Annotated in this window: 16 protein-coding genes; 11 read left to right on the top strand and 5 right to left on the bottom strand. The window is 71.1% G+C overall.

Features of this window, described 5'->3' with window-relative positions; translation table 11 throughout:
• Positions 1 to 440: 440 nt before the first annotated feature.
• Positions 441 to 956 (top strand): GNAT family N-acetyltransferase, encoded by a 516-nt coding sequence (locus DNL27_RS11790; RefSeq protein ID WP_112235664.1) that lies wholly within the window; start codon positions 441 to 443, stop codon positions 954 to 956.
• A 214-nt stretch (positions 957 to 1,170) separates the two neighbouring features.
• Complete coding sequence (locus DNL27_RS11785) at positions 1,171 to 1,713, top strand: hypothetical protein (protein WP_239494383.1); 543 nt, start codon at positions 1,171 to 1,173, stop codon at positions 1,711 to 1,713.
• Positions 1,714 to 1,920: 207 nt separating this feature from the next.
• Here the strand turns inward: DNL27_RS11785 and DNL27_RS11780 are convergent, their stop codons facing one another.
• Positions 1,921 to 2,598 (bottom strand): enoyl-CoA hydratase/isomerase family protein, encoded by a 678-nt coding sequence (locus DNL27_RS11780; RefSeq protein WP_112235663.1) that lies wholly within the window; start codon positions 2,596 to 2,598, stop codon positions 1,921 to 1,923.
• Positions 2,599 to 2,723: 125 nt separating this feature from the next.
• Between DNL27_RS11780 and DNL27_RS11775 the strand changes: the two genes are divergently transcribed.
• Together DNL27_RS11775 and DNL27_RS11770 are read left to right on the top strand one after the other, a co-directional pair.
• A complete protein-coding gene (locus tag DNL27_RS11775; RefSeq protein WP_112235662.1) occupies positions 2,724 to 4,148 on the top strand; it encodes an NAD(P)/FAD-dependent oxidoreductase in 1,425 nt (474 codons plus the stop codon).
• A 107-nt stretch (positions 4,149 to 4,255) separates the two neighbouring features.
• Positions 4,256 to 4,897: a DUF1345 domain-containing protein gene (locus DNL27_RS11770; RefSeq protein WP_112235661.1), complete on the top strand. Its 642-nt coding sequence runs from the start codon at positions 4,256 to 4,258 to the stop codon at positions 4,895 to 4,897.
• Positions 4,898 to 4,961: 64 nt separating this feature from the next.
• On the opposite strand, the gene DNL27_RS11765 is transcribed toward DNL27_RS11770, so the two are convergent.
• The 3 genes from DNL27_RS11765 to DNL27_RS11755 all read right to left on the bottom strand — a co-directional run bounded on the left by DNL27_RS11765 (position 4,962) and on the right by DNL27_RS11755 (position 7,738).
• Positions 4,962 to 5,681, bottom strand: a complete 720-nt coding sequence (locus DNL27_RS11765) for a hypothetical protein (protein ID WP_239494381.1) — start codon at positions 5,679 to 5,681, stop codon at positions 4,962 to 4,964.
• Positions 5,682 to 5,964: 283 nt separating this feature from the next.
• Positions 5,965 to 6,828: a hypothetical protein gene (locus DNL27_RS11760; protein ID WP_112235660.1), complete on the bottom strand. Its 864-nt coding sequence runs from the start codon at positions 6,826 to 6,828 to the stop codon at positions 5,965 to 5,967.
• Positions 6,829 to 6,922: 94 nt separating this feature from the next.
• A complete protein-coding gene (locus tag DNL27_RS11755; RefSeq protein WP_112235659.1) occupies positions 6,923 to 7,738 on the bottom strand; it encodes a sulfurtransferase in 816 nt (271 codons plus the stop codon).
• A 272-nt stretch (positions 7,739 to 8,010) separates the two neighbouring features.
• Between DNL27_RS11755 and DNL27_RS11750 the strand changes: the two genes are divergently transcribed.
• Complete coding sequence (locus DNL27_RS11750; protein WP_012399255.1) at positions 8,011 to 8,403, top strand: membrane protein; 393 nt, start codon at positions 8,011 to 8,013, stop codon at positions 8,401 to 8,403.
• 14 nt (positions 8,404 to 8,417) lie between these two features.
• Here the strand turns inward: DNL27_RS11750 and DNL27_RS11745 are convergent, their stop codons facing one another.
• Complete coding sequence (locus DNL27_RS11745) at positions 8,418 to 8,597, bottom strand: hypothetical protein (RefSeq protein WP_112235658.1); 180 nt, start codon at positions 8,595 to 8,597, stop codon at positions 8,418 to 8,420.
• Between the two features lie 143 nt (positions 8,598 to 8,740).
• Here DNL27_RS11745 and DNL27_RS11740 point away from each other — a divergent pair, with 143 nt between their 5' ends.
• From DNL27_RS11740 to DNL27_RS11715, 6 genes are all read left to right on the top strand, one after another.
• The gene (locus DNL27_RS11740) at positions 8,741 to 9,538 is read left to right on the top strand and encodes a carbon-nitrogen hydrolase family protein (protein WP_112235657.1); all 798 of its coding nucleotides are present in this window, start codon (positions 8,741 to 8,743) and stop codon (positions 9,536 to 9,538) included.
• A gap of 264 nt (positions 9,539 to 9,802) precedes the next feature.
• The gene (locus DNL27_RS11735) at positions 9,803 to 10,930 is read left to right on the top strand and encodes a Gfo/Idh/MocA family protein (protein WP_112235656.1); all 1,128 of its coding nucleotides are present in this window, start codon (positions 9,803 to 9,805) and stop codon (positions 10,928 to 10,930) included.
• Between the two features lie 46 nt (positions 10,931 to 10,976).
• Complete coding sequence (locus DNL27_RS11730) at positions 10,977 to 12,389, top strand: TIGR01777 family oxidoreductase (protein ID WP_058954958.1); 1,413 nt, start codon at positions 10,977 to 10,979, stop codon at positions 12,387 to 12,389.
• Between the two features lie 207 nt (positions 12,390 to 12,596).
• Positions 12,597 to 14,141 carry a hemolysin family protein gene (locus DNL27_RS11725; protein WP_012399250.1) on the top strand — a complete coding sequence of 515 codons (1,545 nt, stop codon included), beginning with the start codon at positions 12,597 to 12,599 and terminating at the stop codon, positions 14,139 to 14,141.
• Positions 14,138 to 15,217 carry a hemolysin family protein gene (locus DNL27_RS11720; protein ID WP_112235655.1) on the top strand — a complete coding sequence of 360 codons (1,080 nt, stop codon included), beginning with the start codon at positions 14,138 to 14,140 and terminating at the stop codon, positions 15,215 to 15,217. Before DNL27_RS11725 ends, DNL27_RS11720 begins: the two co-directional genes overlap by 4 nt.
• Positions 15,214 to 15,813, top strand: coding sequence for a DUF3817 domain-containing protein (locus tag DNL27_RS11715; RefSeq protein WP_012399248.1), 600 nt, complete (start codon positions 15,214 to 15,216; stop codon positions 15,811 to 15,813). The genes DNL27_RS11720 and DNL27_RS11715 overlap by 4 nt, the downstream gene beginning before the upstream one ends.
• Positions 15,814 to 15,954 lie beyond the last annotated feature (141 nt).

Raw genomic sequence — 15,954 nt, 5'->3', positions numbered from 1 at the left:
ACGTCCCGTGGTAATCGGCTGGCATCGGCAAGGCTGTCAGTGGGTGTGTCGGTTGATCCGGAAGCCGGGACGGTGACACTCCTGGCACCCCTCTATCGCCGCTCCCTGCTGCTGCCCGACATCGCCTCTGTCTGTACTCACGAGGACGACGGTCTCAATCACGGCTTTGTGAATTGGGTTGTGACAGGTCGAGCAAAGTCCCCCCGTGGCGTCCGACTCAGCACGGGTGGGAAGGGCCGAGTCGACATCGCAACCCGTGCGGGAAATCGATACGCGGTTGTTGTGGACTCGGTCGCGCAAGCCCGGCAGGTCGCCCACGCTATAGAGTGTGCGCAGGCATTCCACCGCGAGTGACTGCTTTCCCCGTGCCTCGGCTGTGTCCTTATTCATCCGCTACGGCGTTACCCGTTGCCGTCTCAGCACCCAAGGTCTTTGAGTAGATGCCCGTGATTCGTCTAGCATTCCCTGCAGACGTGCTCAGCCTGCCGACCATTGAAGCCGCCGCGGGAGAGGCTTTCCGCTCGATTGGGATGCCGGAGATTGCCGACGACCCCTTGCCCGATGTCCAGCAACTCTCGGGGCATGCATCGGACGGCCGGGTGAGGGTTGCCACGGTCGACGACCAGGTCGTGGCCTACGCCCTAGCCGTCGAGCGCGACGGGAGCGCTCACCTCGAGCAGGTCAGCGTTCACCCAGATCATGTCGGGCAGCGCATCGGAGCAGACCTGGTCGATGCCGTCGCCTCGTGGGCGCGCGACCGCGGCGATGAACGGCTGACGCTGACCACCTTCGCCGACGTCCCGTGGAATGCCCCCTACTACCGGAAGCTGGGGTTTCACCCTCTTCCGGATGAGGCCCTCGGCCCGCAACTTGCTGCCGAACTCTCCGAGGAGAGGGCCCGGTTCGCGGCGCCTCGTCTCGCAATGGCCTGCGGAAGCGGACAGGCCCATCTTTGAGATGCGGTTGGTCCCGGAGGACAGCCATGACTCCTCGGCCTTGACCACGGTGCACCTCGGGGAGAACATCAGCCCGCGCCATATGACAACCGGCTGATCACGATGACCCCAGCCCGACCTCCCTGGGGGCGGCGGCGCGTCTCCGTCCCCTCACACCCAACTACGCAAAGAAACCTCGGGGTGCTGCGGGGAGCCGCGGCACTAGTCTCTAAGCATGGATTTGATGACGAAAGTGCTCGGCAATTCGGTCATGCAGATGCGGTCGTTGTTGAGTGCAGTCGTGAACACCTCGTGGGTAGTGCCCGCCGGCGACGTGGAGTGGTCCTGCCGTGACACGGCGGCGCACGTGGCAGACGATCTGTTCTCCTACGCGTCCCAGATGATCGCCGAACCCCAGGACAACTATCTGCCCATTGACGCCGTGATCGATCCGAACGCAACTAACCGCCAGATTCTTGACGCAATCGCCATGTGCGGCCGAATGCTTGAGCTGGCCGTCGAGAACGCCCAGCCCGAGGCCACGGGCTGGCACCCTATGGAGTGTCGGACGGCTCCGGGTTCGCTGCAATGGGTGCCGTCGAGGTCCTTGTCCACACCTATGACATGGCCTGTGGCCTGCGTCTGGAATGGAAGCCACCCGCGACCTTGTGCACGCCACTACTGGATCGGCTCTTCCCCAACTCACCCACCGGTGATCCCACTGCCGTGCTTCTCTACAGCTGCGGTCGAGCACCCCTGGGCGAATGCCCTCGGTTAGACGCGTGGTCGTGGGACGCCACTGTCCCTATCACGCACTGACTTCTTGCGTTCGTTGGGTGCTGCGGCTTCTTTCAGTTGTCACCGGCCGTGGAACACGGGCGGGCGTGAGCCCACCGCGCCAGTCCCACCCGTCCCGCGACATGCTGGCGCGAAGACAGTGTGACTCGGGTGGTGCGCCGCGTACGCACAGCATCAAGAGGTTGGCTCAGGCGCCCGACTTTACGGTGAGCTGCTCCGGGCGGTGCAGCGCGTCCACCACGTCCGCGTACCGCCGCCGCTTGTTCGTGGCCAGGACGGAGCCGCGGAGCGGGCTCAGCTCACCGGCCCGGCGCACGGCGTGGGCCAGCAGATCCGCGCCGGGAACGGCGTCGTCGACAATTCCTGCCGCGGCGGCCGCGGGGGCGTCGTAGCGCTGGGACAGGATCATCGCACGGTGGACCTCGCGCGGCGTGAGGCGTGCGGAGACCAGGGCGGTTAGCCCGGAGGTGAACGGGACCCCGATGGAGGTCTCCGGGAGGCACAGGAACCCGCGCTCCGACCGGGCGCAGCGCTCGTCGCACGCCAGGGCCAGCAGCAGCCCACCGCCGTAGCAGTGGCCGTTGGCCGCGCAGACGGTGGGGACCTCCAGGACCAGGAGACGGGCGAGGAGCCCCTGGAACGCCTTGCCGTATCCGGGCTCGACGAACAGATCCGGCACGAGACCGTTCGAGAAGAACTTGCCCTGCGCCGTGATCACCAGCGCGAGATCCCCCGGTGTGGACTCCACCTGCGTGAGCGCGGCGTCGATGGCCTGCATCCGCTCGTACGTGAAGCGGTGGTCGCCCTCGGGCGAGTCACTAATGTCGAGGACGAAGACATTTTCCTGGCGGGTCAGCTGAGTCATCTCGTCAGCATCGCACACGCCCGCGCATGGACGCGGTTGGGCAACCAGCGCCGGGGCCGCCCCGGGAACAGCGGTGCGCACCATTCTTCTAGACTCGCCCCACACCCACGACGAACGGAGCCCTCATGACCACCGCGAACCAGAGCACCCCGGAAACCGGCACGAGCGCGGAGGACGTCGCGGACGTCGTCGTGATCGGCGGCGGGCCCGCGGGGGAGAACGTGGCGCAGTACGCCCACGAGGGCGGGCTCTCCGCCGTCATCGTGGAGGAGGCCCTCATGGGTGGGGACTGCTCCTACTACGCGTGCATGCCCAGCAAGGCCCTGCTGCGCCCCGTGGAGGTGGCGCGCACCGCCGCGCACCTGGACGGCGTGGACTCCCCGGCCGTCCGGGTGCGGGAGCTGCTCGCGCGCCGGGACGCGTGGGTCTCCCACTACGACGACGCCGGGCAGGTCCGCTGGGCGGAGGGCGCCGGTCTGCGCGTGGTGCGCGGGCACGGCGAGATCACGGGGCCCCGCACCGTCCGGGTCACCGGTCCGGACGGCGAGCGGACGCTGGCCGCCCGGCGAGCGGTGGTAATCGCCACCGGCTCCGTCGAGGTGGTCCCGCCCGCCCTGGAGGGTCTGCACGCGTGGAGCTCCAAGGACGCCACCGGGGTCGTGGAGGTCCCGCCGCGCCTGGCGATCGTGGGCGGCGGCGTGGTGGCTGTGGAGGCCGCCACCTGGCTGGCCGCGCTCGGCTCCTCCGTCACGCTGCTCGTGCGCGGCGACGCGCTGCTCGCGAAGAACGAACCGTTCGTGGGGGAGCTCGTCCGCGCGGGCCTGGAGGACGCCGGGGTGGACGTGCGGCTGAACACAACTGTGGAGACCGCCCACCGCGAGGACGCACGGGACACCGGTCTCGGCCGGATCCACGGCGGCACGGTCCGGCTGCGCACCACGGGCGATCCGCTGGAGGTGGACGAGGTGCTCGTGGCCACCGGCCGCACACCGCGCCTCACCGACCTGGGGCTGGAGTCCGTGGGGGGCACCCCGGAGGACGCCCACGCCGGGCGGCTGCCGGACTGGCTGCACCTGATCGGGGACGCCGCCGGCACCGCCCTGCTCACCCACTGGGGCAAGTACGAGGCCCGAGTGCTAGGCTCCCGGCTCGCCGGACGGCACGAGACCGCCCCGGACGGTCCCGTTCCCGTGCCGCAGGCCGTGTTCACCGATCCCCCGGTCGGTGCCGTGGGCATGACCGAGGCCGGAGCGCGGGAGGCGGGGCACGGCGTCGTCGTCGCGGAGGCCCCGATCACCGGTGCCGCGGGTGCCGCCCTGCTGCGGGACGACGCCGCCGGGCGCGCCACACTGGTGGTGGACGAGGACTCGGGGTGCCTCCTGGGTGCCACGTTCGTGGGACCGGAGGCCACCGAACTGGTGCACGGGGCGACGATCGCGATCGTGGGGCGGGTGCCCGTGAAGCTGCTGCGCCACGCCGTGCCCAGCTATCCCACGGTCTCCGAGATCTGGCTGCGGCTGCTCGAGAGCCTCCCCGTGGCGCTGCGCTGAGCACCCTGCCTCACGGACCTGCCGGAGCGGGCGCGCGGCCGCGCCTGCACCGGAGTCACCGGAACGACGCCGCCACGCCGCCCGGGCGCGCCCACTAGCCTGGACGCATGGCGACGACCGACCGGCGGCCCATCTCCGCCCACGTGAGACTTGCCGCCGCGGTGGTGATCGGGGTGGCCGCCGGGGCCGCCTCGGCACTGTTCCTGGACGGGCTGCTGGTGGTGCTGGTGGGGGCGTGCGCGGTGTCCCTGGCCTACGTGGTGATGGCGGTGTCCGTACTGTGGCCCATGTCCGCCGAGCGCACCGGGGAGAACTCCGTGCGGGAGGACTTCCAGCCCATCGTGCAGGAAGCGCTCGTGGTGGCGCTGTCCCTGGTGAACCTGCTGACCATCATGGTGATCCTGGTGCGCGGAGGCACCGAGGCCCGCACCACCGGAGCCGTGCTGGGGCTGCTGGGCATCCTGCTCACGTGGGCCATGCTGCACCTGATGTACGGGGCGCGCTACGCCCACGAGTACTACAAGAAGCCCACGGGCGGAATCGACTTCAACACCCAGGACGCGCCGCGCTACGTGGACTTCCTGTACTTCTCCTTCAACCTGGGCATGACGTTCCAGGTCTCGGACAACAACGTGGTGACCACGGGCCTGCGCGCCATCATCCTGCGCCACTGCCTGCTGTCCTACATCTTCAGCACGGTCATCCTGGCGGCCACGGTGAACGTGGTGCTCGGTGTGCTGCCAGGATGACCGCGCCGGTTCCCCTCCCCGCTCGGTGTGCCCCGCAATGACGGACCGTGGGTGATGGGGGACCCTACGCGCCGGCGCGGACGGACTTCAGGATCGCGTCCACGGTGCCGGCATCGTCCGTCTGGTTGATCTCGTTGACCAGCTCCACGCCCTTGCGCTGGGACAGTGGCCGGTTGCCCTCGTTGACCGGGCCGTAGTGGAATTCCGCCCACAGCTCCGCAGGGTTGCCCTTGTTCTTCAGGTGCACGATCCCCTTGTTGTCGGACTCGGTGAGGCCCCACAGCACGGAGTCTCCCGTGTCCTTGTGGGAGGGCGCGGCGATGTAGCTCGCGTACGTGTACACCTTGGTCTTCAGCTGCTCACCGAGGGGCGTCTCGTGGCCGATCAGCGGATGGGACGGCCGGGTGAACCAGTCCCCCTTGGGCGGGCGGGCCTTGGTGGAGGCCACCGTTCCGGTGACCTTCCCGTTCGGGCTCGTGAGCTCCAGGTAGCCCCGGTTCTGCTGCGCGGTCCAGTCCTTGGGGTACTTGACCGTGAACAGCTTGTCCGGGTCCGTGTACGTCTGCGTGAGCTCGTAGGTGTCGGCGCTGTTCGCCTCCGCCGGGGTCACGCCCTGCGCCTGCGGCAGCGCGCTCTCCGTGGAGCCGCCCGCGCTCGCGGGACTGCTCGTCGCAGTGGTTCCCTGGGGCTCCGGGGAGGGCCCGCCCGCACATCCGGTCACCGCGACCGCGCCGAGGACCGCGGCCGCGGCCAGCCACGTCCGGGAGTGAATTCGCTTCGCCATAGCAAACAGATTCGCAACTGGGGGCGGCGAGCGCAAGATCACATCGGGGCCGTAACCGAGTCGTGATGATGCACCTGCATACAGTGCCCGCCGATCGGCAGAGTTTCCCGAGCTGACCTGCGGTGATGCGCGGGCAAGAAGTCACTGCTCTTCGGGGGACAACCTGTCCGATGAGCCGCGGGCGGTCCCGGCGCCGAGCACGACGACGCCCGGCCGGAAGGCGTTCCGGCCGGGCGTGGATGGGCCTGCCCAGGGACGGGCGGGCCCTCGAGGGCTGAGGTGCTCAGACCTCCGGGGTGTCCCTCGGGGTGAGGTAGCGCTCGCCGTCCTCGGTGGTGCCGAGGTCGTAGTCCCGCTCCTGCTCCTGCACGCGGTCCTCCACCATCTGGGAGTGGCGCACGGGCTCCACCTCGGGCACGTCCCGGGGGTCCTGGTACTGCGAGGCGTCGTTGTCCTCGTCCCCGGCCCGGGGGTCACGCCCGTCCGCAGTGTTGTGCTCCGCGCCCGGCCCACCGGAGACGCGGCGCCCGGTCTCGGACGCATCCGCCTCCACATGCACGGCCCCGTCCGGCACGCCCCCGCGGGGACCGGCCACGTGGGCCGCCGCAGCGGGCTCGTCCCGGACGGTGTCCGCACCGGAGCGGGCACCCTCGCCGGACGCGCGCTCACCGGCTCCGCGGGCGTGCTCCGACTGGCCGGCGTGGTCCAGGCGGTCCTGCGGGTTGTCGGAGATGTTGGGGTTGGCGTCCCCGGGGCGCGGCTGGAACTTGCGGGTCCCGGCCAGTGCCTCGGAGTCCACATCGCGGCTGTGCTGGGCATCCACCGTGCCCTCCTCCACGATCGGGAAGCCGGTCTCGCGCAGGGCCTTGGGGGGCTTGCCCCCGTGCTCGTCCTCGACGGTGCGACCGTCCCGGGCGGTGCCGTGGGGCGCGGAGGTGGCCGTGGCGGCGTCGCCCCGCACGGGCGCCCCGGCGGAACGGTGCCGGGAGCCCGGTTGTTCGGGGTCCCCGTCCGCCGAGCTCTCGTCGGGCTGGGTGTCGCGCCCGGCGCGGGAGTCGTCCTTGCCGTGCACCGTGGTGGGCTGGTCGGGGTCGTCGATCTGGCCTGCCGACGCGATGGGGTCCGTGTTCTCGGGCTGCTGAGTCATGTGATGCCTCCTGCTGTCGGGGTGGCCTGAGCCACTGTCGTGTGCTCCATCTTGGCACTGCGGTGGGGAGTGTGTCAGTAGCCTGACGGTCGGTTCAGCTGGTGGGGGACGTCTCCACCGGGCGGTCCGTGTGGGAGTACTGGGACCAGCTGCCGGGGAACAGTCGCCCGTTGCCCAGTCCGGCGTGCTCGGCCACGAGCAGGTTGTGGCACGCCGTGACCCCGGAGCCGCAGTAGGAGATCATCCGGGAGGCGTCCGTGACCCCGGCGGCCTCGAAACGCTCCCGCAGCGCCTCGACGGGCTGCAGGGTCCTGTCCTCCCGCAGGTGCTCGCGGCACGGCACGTTCACGGCACCGGGGATGTGCCCGGAGCGGGGATCCACGGGGTCCGGGGTGTGCCCGGCGAAGCGCGTGCGGTCCCGGGCGTCCACCACCACGGGACCGTGGGTCGCCTCGTCAATGGTGGCCAGTGCCTCGCGCGGCCACGGGGCGGGCGTGAACTCGGCGGTGGGCAGCACGGTGCGGTGCCGCTCCCGCTCGTCGGTGGGGAAGGCGTCCAGGCCGCCGTCCAGCAGGGCGGCACGGTGGCCGGTGGTGCGCAGCATCCACACGAGACGCGCGGCCATCACGCCGCCGGCGTCGTCGTAGGCCACCACCGTGGTGGAGTCCCCGATGCCCGCGCGGGACATGGCCGCAGCGAAGTGCTCGGGCGTGGGCAGCGGGTGCCGGCCACCCTCGGGGCGCCCGTGCTCCGCGAGGTCCGCGCCCACGTCCACGAACACGGCGCCCGGCAGGTGCCCCTGCAGGTACTCGGCCTCGGCGTTGCGCCCGTCCAGGTACATCCGCGCGTCCGCGAGCACCACCTCGTCCCGGTGCTCGGCCAGCCACTGCGGGGTCACAAAGGGGTCCATGACCGCCTCCTCGTTCGACGACGTCGCTGCTCGCCTCCCAGCGTAGGGCGCGCGTCCGGCGCTGGGAACGACGCCGCCCGGCAGAGTTCTCCGACGGCCTGCCCGCAGCTGCGGGTACGGCAGGTGTCCTCGAGGGGTGGGCGGCCCCGCGCCGAACGGAGCGCTGGGCCCGAGGGTCACGGGTGCGGCGCGCGGTGGGCGCGAGCGGCGTCGCCGACCGCTGCGGGTGGACCTGCGAACCCCGCGGCGAGGCGCATGGGTACGGTGAGGGGATGAACAGGACACTGACGACCACTCGCCGCAAGGCCAACCGCTCCGCCGTGCTCTCCGGGCTGGCTCTGACCGGGATGGGCGTGCTGCACCTGGTGAAACCGCAACCGTTCGACGCGCTGATCCCGGAGCAGCTGCCGGGCACCGCGCGGCAGTGGTCCCTCGGTTCGGGATATGCGGAGCTGGCCACCGCGGCGCTGCTGCTCGTGCCGCGCACTCGCAGGATCGGCGGGGCGGTGTCCGCAGCGCTGTTCGTGGGCGTGTGGCCGGGGAACATGAAGATGGCGTGGGACTCGCGCAATGCGGCACCCGCCCGGCAGGCGATCGCGTACGGGCGGCTGCCGCTGCAGATCCCGCTGATCGTCAGCGCGGTGAAGATCGCGCGCAACGCCTGAGCAGGACCCCGCGACTACTGCTGGACGCGGTTGAGGCGCACGGCCCAGAACCTGGTGACGGCCACCGCGACGATCCCGACGAGGACCGCGAAGGGCACCATCGGTCCGCCCAGCGCGAGGCCGAGAACCACCGCGAGCAGCACGGCGAGCCACGCGGCCGAGACGGCGAAGAGAGCGGTCCGGTTGCGGGTCATGCAGTTCTCGTTCCGGAATCGACGCCCGTGCCGGGGGCCCGGCGCGGGTGTCGAGGATAAGCACAGATCCCGCACGAACGACACCGTTCCACTGGCGTGCTTTGCTCTTTCCGAAGGCTGGCGGGGCCTCTAGGGTGGCAGGCATGCGCATCGCCCTCGGACAGCTGCTCAGCACCTACGACCCCGCGGAAAACCTGCGGGCCGTCGCGGATCTCGCGCGGCGCGCGGGCGAGGACCGCGCGGACCTGCTCGTGCTTCCCGAGGCCACGATGTTGGCGTTCGGGCGCCGCCTCACTGACGTTGCCGAGCCGCTGGACGGGCCGTGGGCGAGCGCCGTCGCCGATCTCGCGCGCGAGCACTCGGTGGCGATCGTCGCGGGCATGTTCACCCCCGGGGACGGCGAGCGCGTGCGCAACACCACGCTGATCGCCCTGACGGACGGCGCCGTGCGCGGCTACGCCAAGATCCACCTCTTCGACGCGTTCGGCTTCCTGGAGTCCGACACCGTGGACCCCGGCGACGAACCGGTCACCTTCCCCGTGGGGGGCACCACCGTGGGTGTGGCCACGTGCTACGACATCCGCTTTCCGCGCCTGTTCACTCGGCTCGCGCACGACGGCGCCACGGTCACCGTGGTCGGTGCGTCCTGGGGTGACGGGCCGGGCAAGGTGGAGCAGTGGGAGCTGCTGGCGCGCGCCCGCGCGCTGGACACCACCTCCTGGGTGGTGGCCGTGGGCCAGGCGAACCCGCTCGCCGCGGGGGTGGAGAACCCGGAGAAGGCCCCGCGCGGGGTGGGGCACAGCCTCGTCGTCGCCCCGGACGGATCCGTGGTGGCCTCCCTGGGGGACGCCCAGGACTACACGGTCGTGGACCTGGACATGGACCTCGTGGAGCGCACCCGGACGTCCATCCCGGTGCTGGCCAACGCGCGGGAGCTGTAGGGCCGGAGGGTGAACCCCGGGGCGCCCGCGCAGGGAAGGCCGCGGCGGCGTCGTCGTGCGGGACGGCGCACGGGACGAGGCGGGGGCGGGTCCACAACGGGTGACGGGCACGGGGAAACGGCGAGGATGCCGCGCCTGTGCGCGGTGGGTGAACGGGCGCTGACACGCGCCGGAGGGCCTGCCTACAGTGGACGCGGAACACGTCATCAGCCCACTGACGGGTGGGTGTGACCCGCAGTCTCGACCCCTCGGAGGTTCACCACCATGGTTGCCAGCATCCCGAACGACCGCCCGGTCCGCTTTGCGGTGGTGGGCGTGGGACAGATCTCCCAGCAGGCGTTCATCCCCGGTCTGGACCGGACCGAGGGCGCCGAGCTCTCCGCGCTGGTGACCTCCAGCGCGGAGAAGGCCGAGGAGCTGGGCCAGGAGTACGGCGTGGCCGTGCACTCCTACGAGGAGTACCCCGCGCTGCTGGAGTCCGGCGACGTGGACGCCGTCTACGTGGCCACTCCCGTGTTCCGGCACCGCGAGTTCGCCGAGCCCGCGCTGAAGGCCGGCATCCACGTGCTGCTCGAGAAGCCCATGGAGACCTCCGTGGGGGACTGCCAGGCCATCATCGACGCCGCGGAGCAGAGCGGGGCCACGCTGATGCTCGCCTACCGCCTGCACCAGGAGCCGGGCACGGTGGAGATGATCGAGAAGGTCCGGGACCAGAAGGTCATCGGGGACCCCCGCTACTTCACCGCCGCGTTCTCCCAGGACATCACCGAGGAGAACCACCGCGGCCACTCCGGCTACTGGGGCGGCCCCATCCCGGACCTGGGCACCTACCCGCAAAACATGGTGCGCAACCTCTTCCACGACGAACCGGTGGAGGTCTACGCCAAGGGCGTGCGCACCCCGGGCCGCGAGTTCAACTTCGACGACACCGTGGCCGTGACCCTCACCTTCCCCGGGGACCGGCTCGCGCAGTTCACCATCTCCTACGCGTCCGAGTCCGTGGAGCGCTTCACGGTGTCCGGCACCGAGGGCGAGATCTCCGCGGAGCCGTGCTTCGGTTTCGGCCCGGACACCGGCATCGAGTACACGCTCACGAAGAACGGCTCCTCCGAGAGCTTCGCGCACGACCCCGTGGAGCAGTTCGGCGGGGAGACCCAGTACTTCGTGGACTGCCTGCGCCAGGGGGTGGCCCCCGAGCCCGACGGGGAGGAGGGTCTGCTGGATGTCCGCGTGAACGCGGCGATCCTGGAGTCCCTGGAGACGGGTGCTCCGGTGACACTGGAGCCGCGGCGTCGTGAACGCGTCCTGGACTCGCGCCAGGTGCGCCGCGTGACCCCCGCGGCCGAGCCCGGCGACGACGAGCTGGTGGACCAGGTGCCCCAGAACGGCTGATCGACCCCAGCAACCCGCCCCACGAGTGAACGGAAACGGCAGCGCCATGACCCACGAATACGTCCACGAGACCCGCCTGACCCAGCCGCGGGAGCAGGTGTTCGCGTGGCACGAGCGCCCCGGGGCGCTGCCCCGTCTGACCCCGCCGTTCGGCGGTGGCCCGGACCAGGTGCGCCAGGCGCCCTCGGACGGGATCGAACCCGGTTCCGAGGCCAAACTGGGGGTGTCCGTGCCGGGCACGTTCGGCATGGTCCACCTGCCCTGGACCGCTGAGCACGGGGAGTGGGACCCGCCGCACTACTTCACGGACCGCATGGCCAAGGGCCCGCTGGGGGAGTGGGAGCACCGCCACGTCTTCGAAGAGACGGAGGCCGGCGGCACGCTCATCCAGGACCGGGTCACCGTGCGGCCGCTGCCGCAGTGGGCGGGCAAGCTCAACGACGTGGGGGAGCGCGTGATGACCCCGCAGCTCAACCGGATCTTCGCCTACCGGGAGCGGCAGCTGAAGGCGGACCTCGCGTTCCACGACCAGCACGACGGACCCCGGCTCACCATTGCGGTGGCCGGCTCGTCCGGTCTGGTGGGCACGCAGGTGTGCGCGCTGCTGGAGACCGGCGGGCACACCGTGATCCGCATGAAGCGCGGCGCGTCCACCGGGGACGGCGTGATCGGCTGGGACCCGGACAAGGGCGTGCTGAACCCGCACGACCTCGAAGGTGTGGACGTGGTGGTCCACCTGGGCGGGGCGTCCATCGCCACCCGCTTCACCGCGGAGAACAAGAAGAAGATCATGAACTCCCGAGTGGACAGCACCGAGCTGCTGGTGCGCGCCCTGGGTCAGGTGCCCGCGGAGAAGCGCCCCAGGGCCCTGGTGGTCTCCTCCGCCGTGGGCTACTACGGAACGGGCCGCGGGGACGAGGTCCTCACGGAGGACTCGCCCTCCGGGGACGGCTTCCTGGCCGAGGTGTGCCGTGCGTGGGAGCGCGCCGCCCACGGGGCCACCGCCTACGGCATGCGCGTGGTCAACATCCGCACCGGGCTGGTGCTCTCGCCCACGGGCGGGCTGCTCAAGCCCCAGCTGCCGCTCATGGAGGCGGGACTGTCCGGGCCTCTGGGCGGGGGGCAGCAGTGGCAGAGCTGGATCGGACTGGACGACATGGCCGGCGCGGTGGCGCACCTGGCGCTCAGCGAGGACGCTGAGGGCCCGTTCAACGTGGCCGCGCCGCAGCCCGTGCGCCAGAAGCAGTTCGCGAAGACCGTGGCCGGGGTGCTGCACCGGCCCGCAGTGGTCCCCACGCCCCTGGCCGGACCCAAGGCCCTGCTGGGCACCCAGGCCACCGAGGAGCTCGTGGCCGCGAGTCAGCGCGTGGACGTGTCCAAGCTGCTGGCCAGCGGCTACCGCTTCCGCACCGAGGACCTCCGCAGCTGCGCCCAGCACATCCTGGGTCGCACGAACTGACACAAGCCGCGGGCCGGTGGTGCAGATTCGGTATTCTTGTTTCGTGACATCTCAACACAACCGGCCCCCGGCGCACCTCGGTGCGCTCGCCTCGGCCGATGACAAGGAGTCGGACAGTCCGGCGCAGCTCCGCTGCTCCCCTGATTCCCGTTCGACCGGATCCCCGTTGCCCCCGCGCGCGCTCACGTCGCACCACGAGGTGAGCTGGTGCTGACAGCCTGGCTCCTTCTGCTCGTCTTCATCTTCCTGGTGCTGGCCAACGCCCTGTTCGTGGCCGTGGAGTTCGCGTTTCTCACCGTGGACCGCCAAGCGGTCCAGCGCGCCCAGCAGTCCGGCGACAAACTGGCCGGGACCATCGAGCAGAGTCTGAAGAAGACCTCCACCAACCTCTCCGGTGCCCAGCTGGGCATCACCGTCACGAGCCTCATGGCGGGCTTCCTCACCGGGCCCAGCCTGGGTGAACTGTTCAGCGAGGGCCTCGGGTGGGCGGGGGTTCCCGACGCCGCCGCGGTGGGCATCGCGACCACCGCCGCCTTCATCGTGGCCACCTTCACGCAGATGGTGTTCAGCGAGCTGGTGCCCAAGAACTGGGCGATCGCGGACCCCATGCGGGTCACCCGCGTGGTGGTGCTGCCCCAGAAGCTGTTCATGGTGGTCTTCGGCTGGCTCGTGTCCCTGCTCAACAGCTCCGCCAACGCGGTGCTGCGCATGCTCGGCTTCACGCCCACCGAGGACGTGGCCAACGCCCGCACCGCGGAGGAGCTTGCCTCCGTGGTGAGCCGCTCCGGGCGCGAGGGCACCCTGGACGCGGGCACCGCGGAGCTCGTGGCCCGCTCGATCGAGTTCGGGGACCGCACCGCCGCAGACGTGATGCGCCCCCGGCCCCGCGTGACCTTCCTGGACGCGGACGACACCGTGGAGCACATGCTGCTCACGGCCTCCGAGACCGGGCACTCCCGCTTCCCCGTCACGGGGGAGTCCGTGGACGACATCGTGGGCGTGGTGCACTACACCCACGCCCTTGCCGTGCCGTTCGACGAGCGCGCCGTGGTGCGCGTGAGCGACGTGTGCGTGCCCGCGGACGTGGTCTCCGAGTCCATGACCCTGGACCCCCTGATGCGCCAGCTGCGCGTGAAGGGCCTGCAGATGGCCGTGGTGGTGGACGAGTACGGCGGCACCGCCGGGATCGTCACCCTGGAGGACCTCATCGAGGAGATCGTGGGCGAGATCGACGATGAGCAGGACACCCGCGTGCAGCGCTTCCGCCGCACCCGGGACGGCGGCCTGGTGGTCTCGGGCCTGCTGCGCCCGGACGAGCTGGGCGACGTGCTGCGCGTGGACATGCCCGAGGGCGAGGAGTCCGACACCCTGGGCGGCCTGATGGCAGAGGAGCTGGACCGGCTGCCGCGCGTGGGGGACACCCTCACCGTGGAGGCCGTGGACCACTACCACCGGGACGAGGACGACCTGCCCACCAAGGCGGAGATCCGCCTGGACGTGATGCGCATGGACCAGCACCGGGTGGACCGGATCCTGGTGCACCGCGTGGGCGGCAACCCCGACGAGCGCGGCGGCTCCACCACGTCCACCGCGTGGCAGCCCCCGGGGCGCCCCGATCCGCTGGGCGGGGACGGCCGGGAGCCGGAGACCGCAGAGGAGTTCCGCGCGTCCCAGGGCGAGAACCGGGGAGCCCCCGGCTTCCACCGTGACGAGGACGTGTCCCAGGAAGACCCGAACGAGGAGCAGCGATGACCACGAGCACCGCGATCATCATCCTGGTCCTGCTGCTGGCCGGCAACGCGTTCTTCGTGGCGAGCGAGTTCGCGGTGGTCTCCGCCCGCCGGGACCAGCTGGAACCCCTGGCCGCAGAGGGTTCGAGCTCCGCGAAGTACGCCCTCAAGGGCATCGAGAACGTCTCCACGTCCCTGGCCGCCACGCAGCTGGGCATCACCGCGTGCTCGCTGCTGATCGGTGCCGCGGGTGAGCCCGCGATCGCACACCTGATCGAGGTGCCCATGCACTGGCTGGGCGTGCCCGAGGCGCTCATGCACCCGATCGCCCTGGTGATCGCGCTGCTGATCGTCACGTTCCTGCACATGATCCTGGGCGAGATGGTGCCCAAGAACATCGCGATCGCGGTGCCCAGCCGGGTCGCACAGGTGCTGGGTCCCGTGCTGCACGGGTTCGTGGTGGTGTTCCGCCCGTTCATCTGGATCATGAACGCCACCGCCAACCAGCTGGTGCGCTGGCTGTTCCGGGTGGAGCCCAAGGACGAGGTGGCCTCCGCGTTCACCTCGGACGACGTCCGCGGCTTCGTGGCCGAGTCCGGGCGCGAGGGTCTGCTGGACAACGACGAGATCCGGCTGCTCACCGGCGCCCTGAACTTCGAGAACAAGACCGCGGCGGACGTCGCGCTGCCGCTGACCGGCATGCGCACCGTGCCCTCGGACATCACGGTCTCCGGCGTGGAGCTGCTGTGCGCGGAGACCGGCTACTCGCGCTTCCCCGTGCGGGACGCGGACGAGCGGCTTGCGGGCTACATCCACGCCAAGGACGTGCTGGGCCTGCCCGAGACCGCCCGCGAGCGGCCCATCCCCCCGGCGATCGTGCGCCGCTTCGCGCGCGTGGCCCCGGGGGACAAGCTGCGCAAGGTCACCCGCACCATGCAGGCCAAGGGCGCGCACTTCGCCCTTGTGGGCGAGGTGGCCCGCGATTCCCGCACCTCGGACGAGTCCGTGTACATCGTCGCGCTCGAGGACGTCCTGGAGGAGCTCGTGGGCGAGGTCCGCGACGCCACCAGCAAACCCGATCAGGAGAACGCCGCATGAGCCCCCGGAAGCTGTACCGCACCGCCGCCACCGCCGAGGCCGTCACCTGGGCGCTGCTGATCCTGGGCATGCTCGCCAAGTACGTCCTCCACGCCGGGGACCTGCCCGTGCGCGTGGGCGGCGGGATCCACGGCTTCGTGTTCCTGAGCTACTGCGTGGCCACCGTGGTGGTCTGGACGGACCGCCGCTGGCCCGCGTCCACCGGTGTGGTGGGGCTGCTGCTGTCGATCGTCCCGTTCGCCACGGTGCCCTTCGAGCGCCACGTGGAGCGCCGCGGCCTGCTCGCCGACTCGTGGCGCGTGGCCCCCGCGGGCCGTTCCACCGCGCACGACGACGCCGCACGGCCGGCTTCCTCCGCCACCTCGCCGCAGCGCGGGGCCGGGTCCGGCTCCCCGGAGGGAACTGCGGCCACGGCGGCGTCGGCCCCCGTGGCGGGAGACGTGACCGGGCGCGAACCCGCGCGCACGCCCGCCGAGAAGCTGCTCGCGGTGATCCTGCGGTGGCCGGTGCTCTCCGGGCTGGCGCTGCTGGTGTTCGTGGTGCTGCTCTTCGCCGCGCTGCTCACGGCGGGCCCGCCCACCCAGTGGTTCAACTGACCGGTTGAGGCGCGGCCGCTGCAGCGCCTCGTCGGCACTGCTCCGAGCGCCCCGCCGCGCGCCGCGCGACCGGCCCACCGTGGACGCCCCGCGTTCCTCCCCGGCAGGGGCTGGAGCGCGGGGCGTTTCTCGTCCCGCGGG

This window comes from Kocuria sp. BT304, assembly GCF_003290245.1.
Taxonomy (GTDB): domain Bacteria; phylum Actinomycetota; class Actinomycetes; order Actinomycetales; family Micrococcaceae; genus Kocuria; species Kocuria rhizophila_A.
Note: the sequence above shows the minus strand (reverse complement) of the source record. Positions and strands in the feature narration are given on the sequence as shown.

Bases quoted from the DNA above. Each gene is read 5' to 3' on its own strand.
- DNL27_RS11790 (WP_112235664.1), top strand. From the start codon at position 441: ATGCCCGTGATTCGTCTAGCATTCCCTGCAGACGTGCTCAGCCTGCCG.
- DNL27_RS11785 (WP_239494383.1), top strand. From the start codon at position 1,171: ATGGATTTGATGACGAAAGTGCTCGGCAATTCGGTCATGCAGATGCGG.
- DNL27_RS11780 (WP_112235663.1), bottom strand. From the start codon at position 2,598: ATGACTCAGCTGACCCGCCAGGAAAATGTCTTCGTCCTCGACATTAGT.
- DNL27_RS11775 (WP_112235662.1), top strand. From the start codon at position 2,724: ATGACCACCGCGAACCAGAGCACCCCGGAAACCGGCACGAGCGCGGAG.
- DNL27_RS11770 (WP_112235661.1), top strand. From the start codon at position 4,256: ATGGCGACGACCGACCGGCGGCCCATCTCCGCCCACGTGAGACTTGCC.
- DNL27_RS11765 (WP_239494381.1), bottom strand. From the start codon at position 5,681: ATGGCGAAGCGAATTCACTCCCGGACGTGGCTGGCCGCGGCCGCGGTC.
- DNL27_RS11760 (WP_112235660.1), bottom strand. From the start codon at position 6,828: ATGACTCAGCAGCCCGAGAACACGGACCCCATCGCGTCGGCAGGCCAG.
- DNL27_RS11755 (WP_112235659.1), bottom strand. From the start codon at position 7,738: ATGGACCCCTTTGTGACCCCGCAGTGGCTGGCCGAGCACCGGGACGAG.
- DNL27_RS11750 (WP_012399255.1), top strand. From the start codon at position 8,011: ATGAACAGGACACTGACGACCACTCGCCGCAAGGCCAACCGCTCCGCC.
- DNL27_RS11745 (WP_112235658.1), bottom strand. From the start codon at position 8,597: ATGACCCGCAACCGGACCGCTCTCTTCGCCGTCTCGGCCGCGTGGCTC.
- DNL27_RS11740 (WP_112235657.1), top strand. From the start codon at position 8,741: ATGCGCATCGCCCTCGGACAGCTGCTCAGCACCTACGACCCCGCGGAA.
- DNL27_RS11735 (WP_112235656.1), top strand. From the start codon at position 9,803: ATGGTTGCCAGCATCCCGAACGACCGCCCGGTCCGCTTTGCGGTGGTG.
- DNL27_RS11730 (WP_058954958.1), top strand. From the start codon at position 10,977: ATGACCCACGAATACGTCCACGAGACCCGCCTGACCCAGCCGCGGGAG.
- DNL27_RS11720 (WP_112235655.1), top strand. From the start codon at position 14,138: ATGACCACGAGCACCGCGATCATCATCCTGGTCCTGCTGCTGGCCGGC.
- DNL27_RS11715 (WP_012399248.1), top strand. From the start codon at position 15,214: ATGAGCCCCCGGAAGCTGTACCGCACCGCCGCCACCGCCGAGGCCGTC.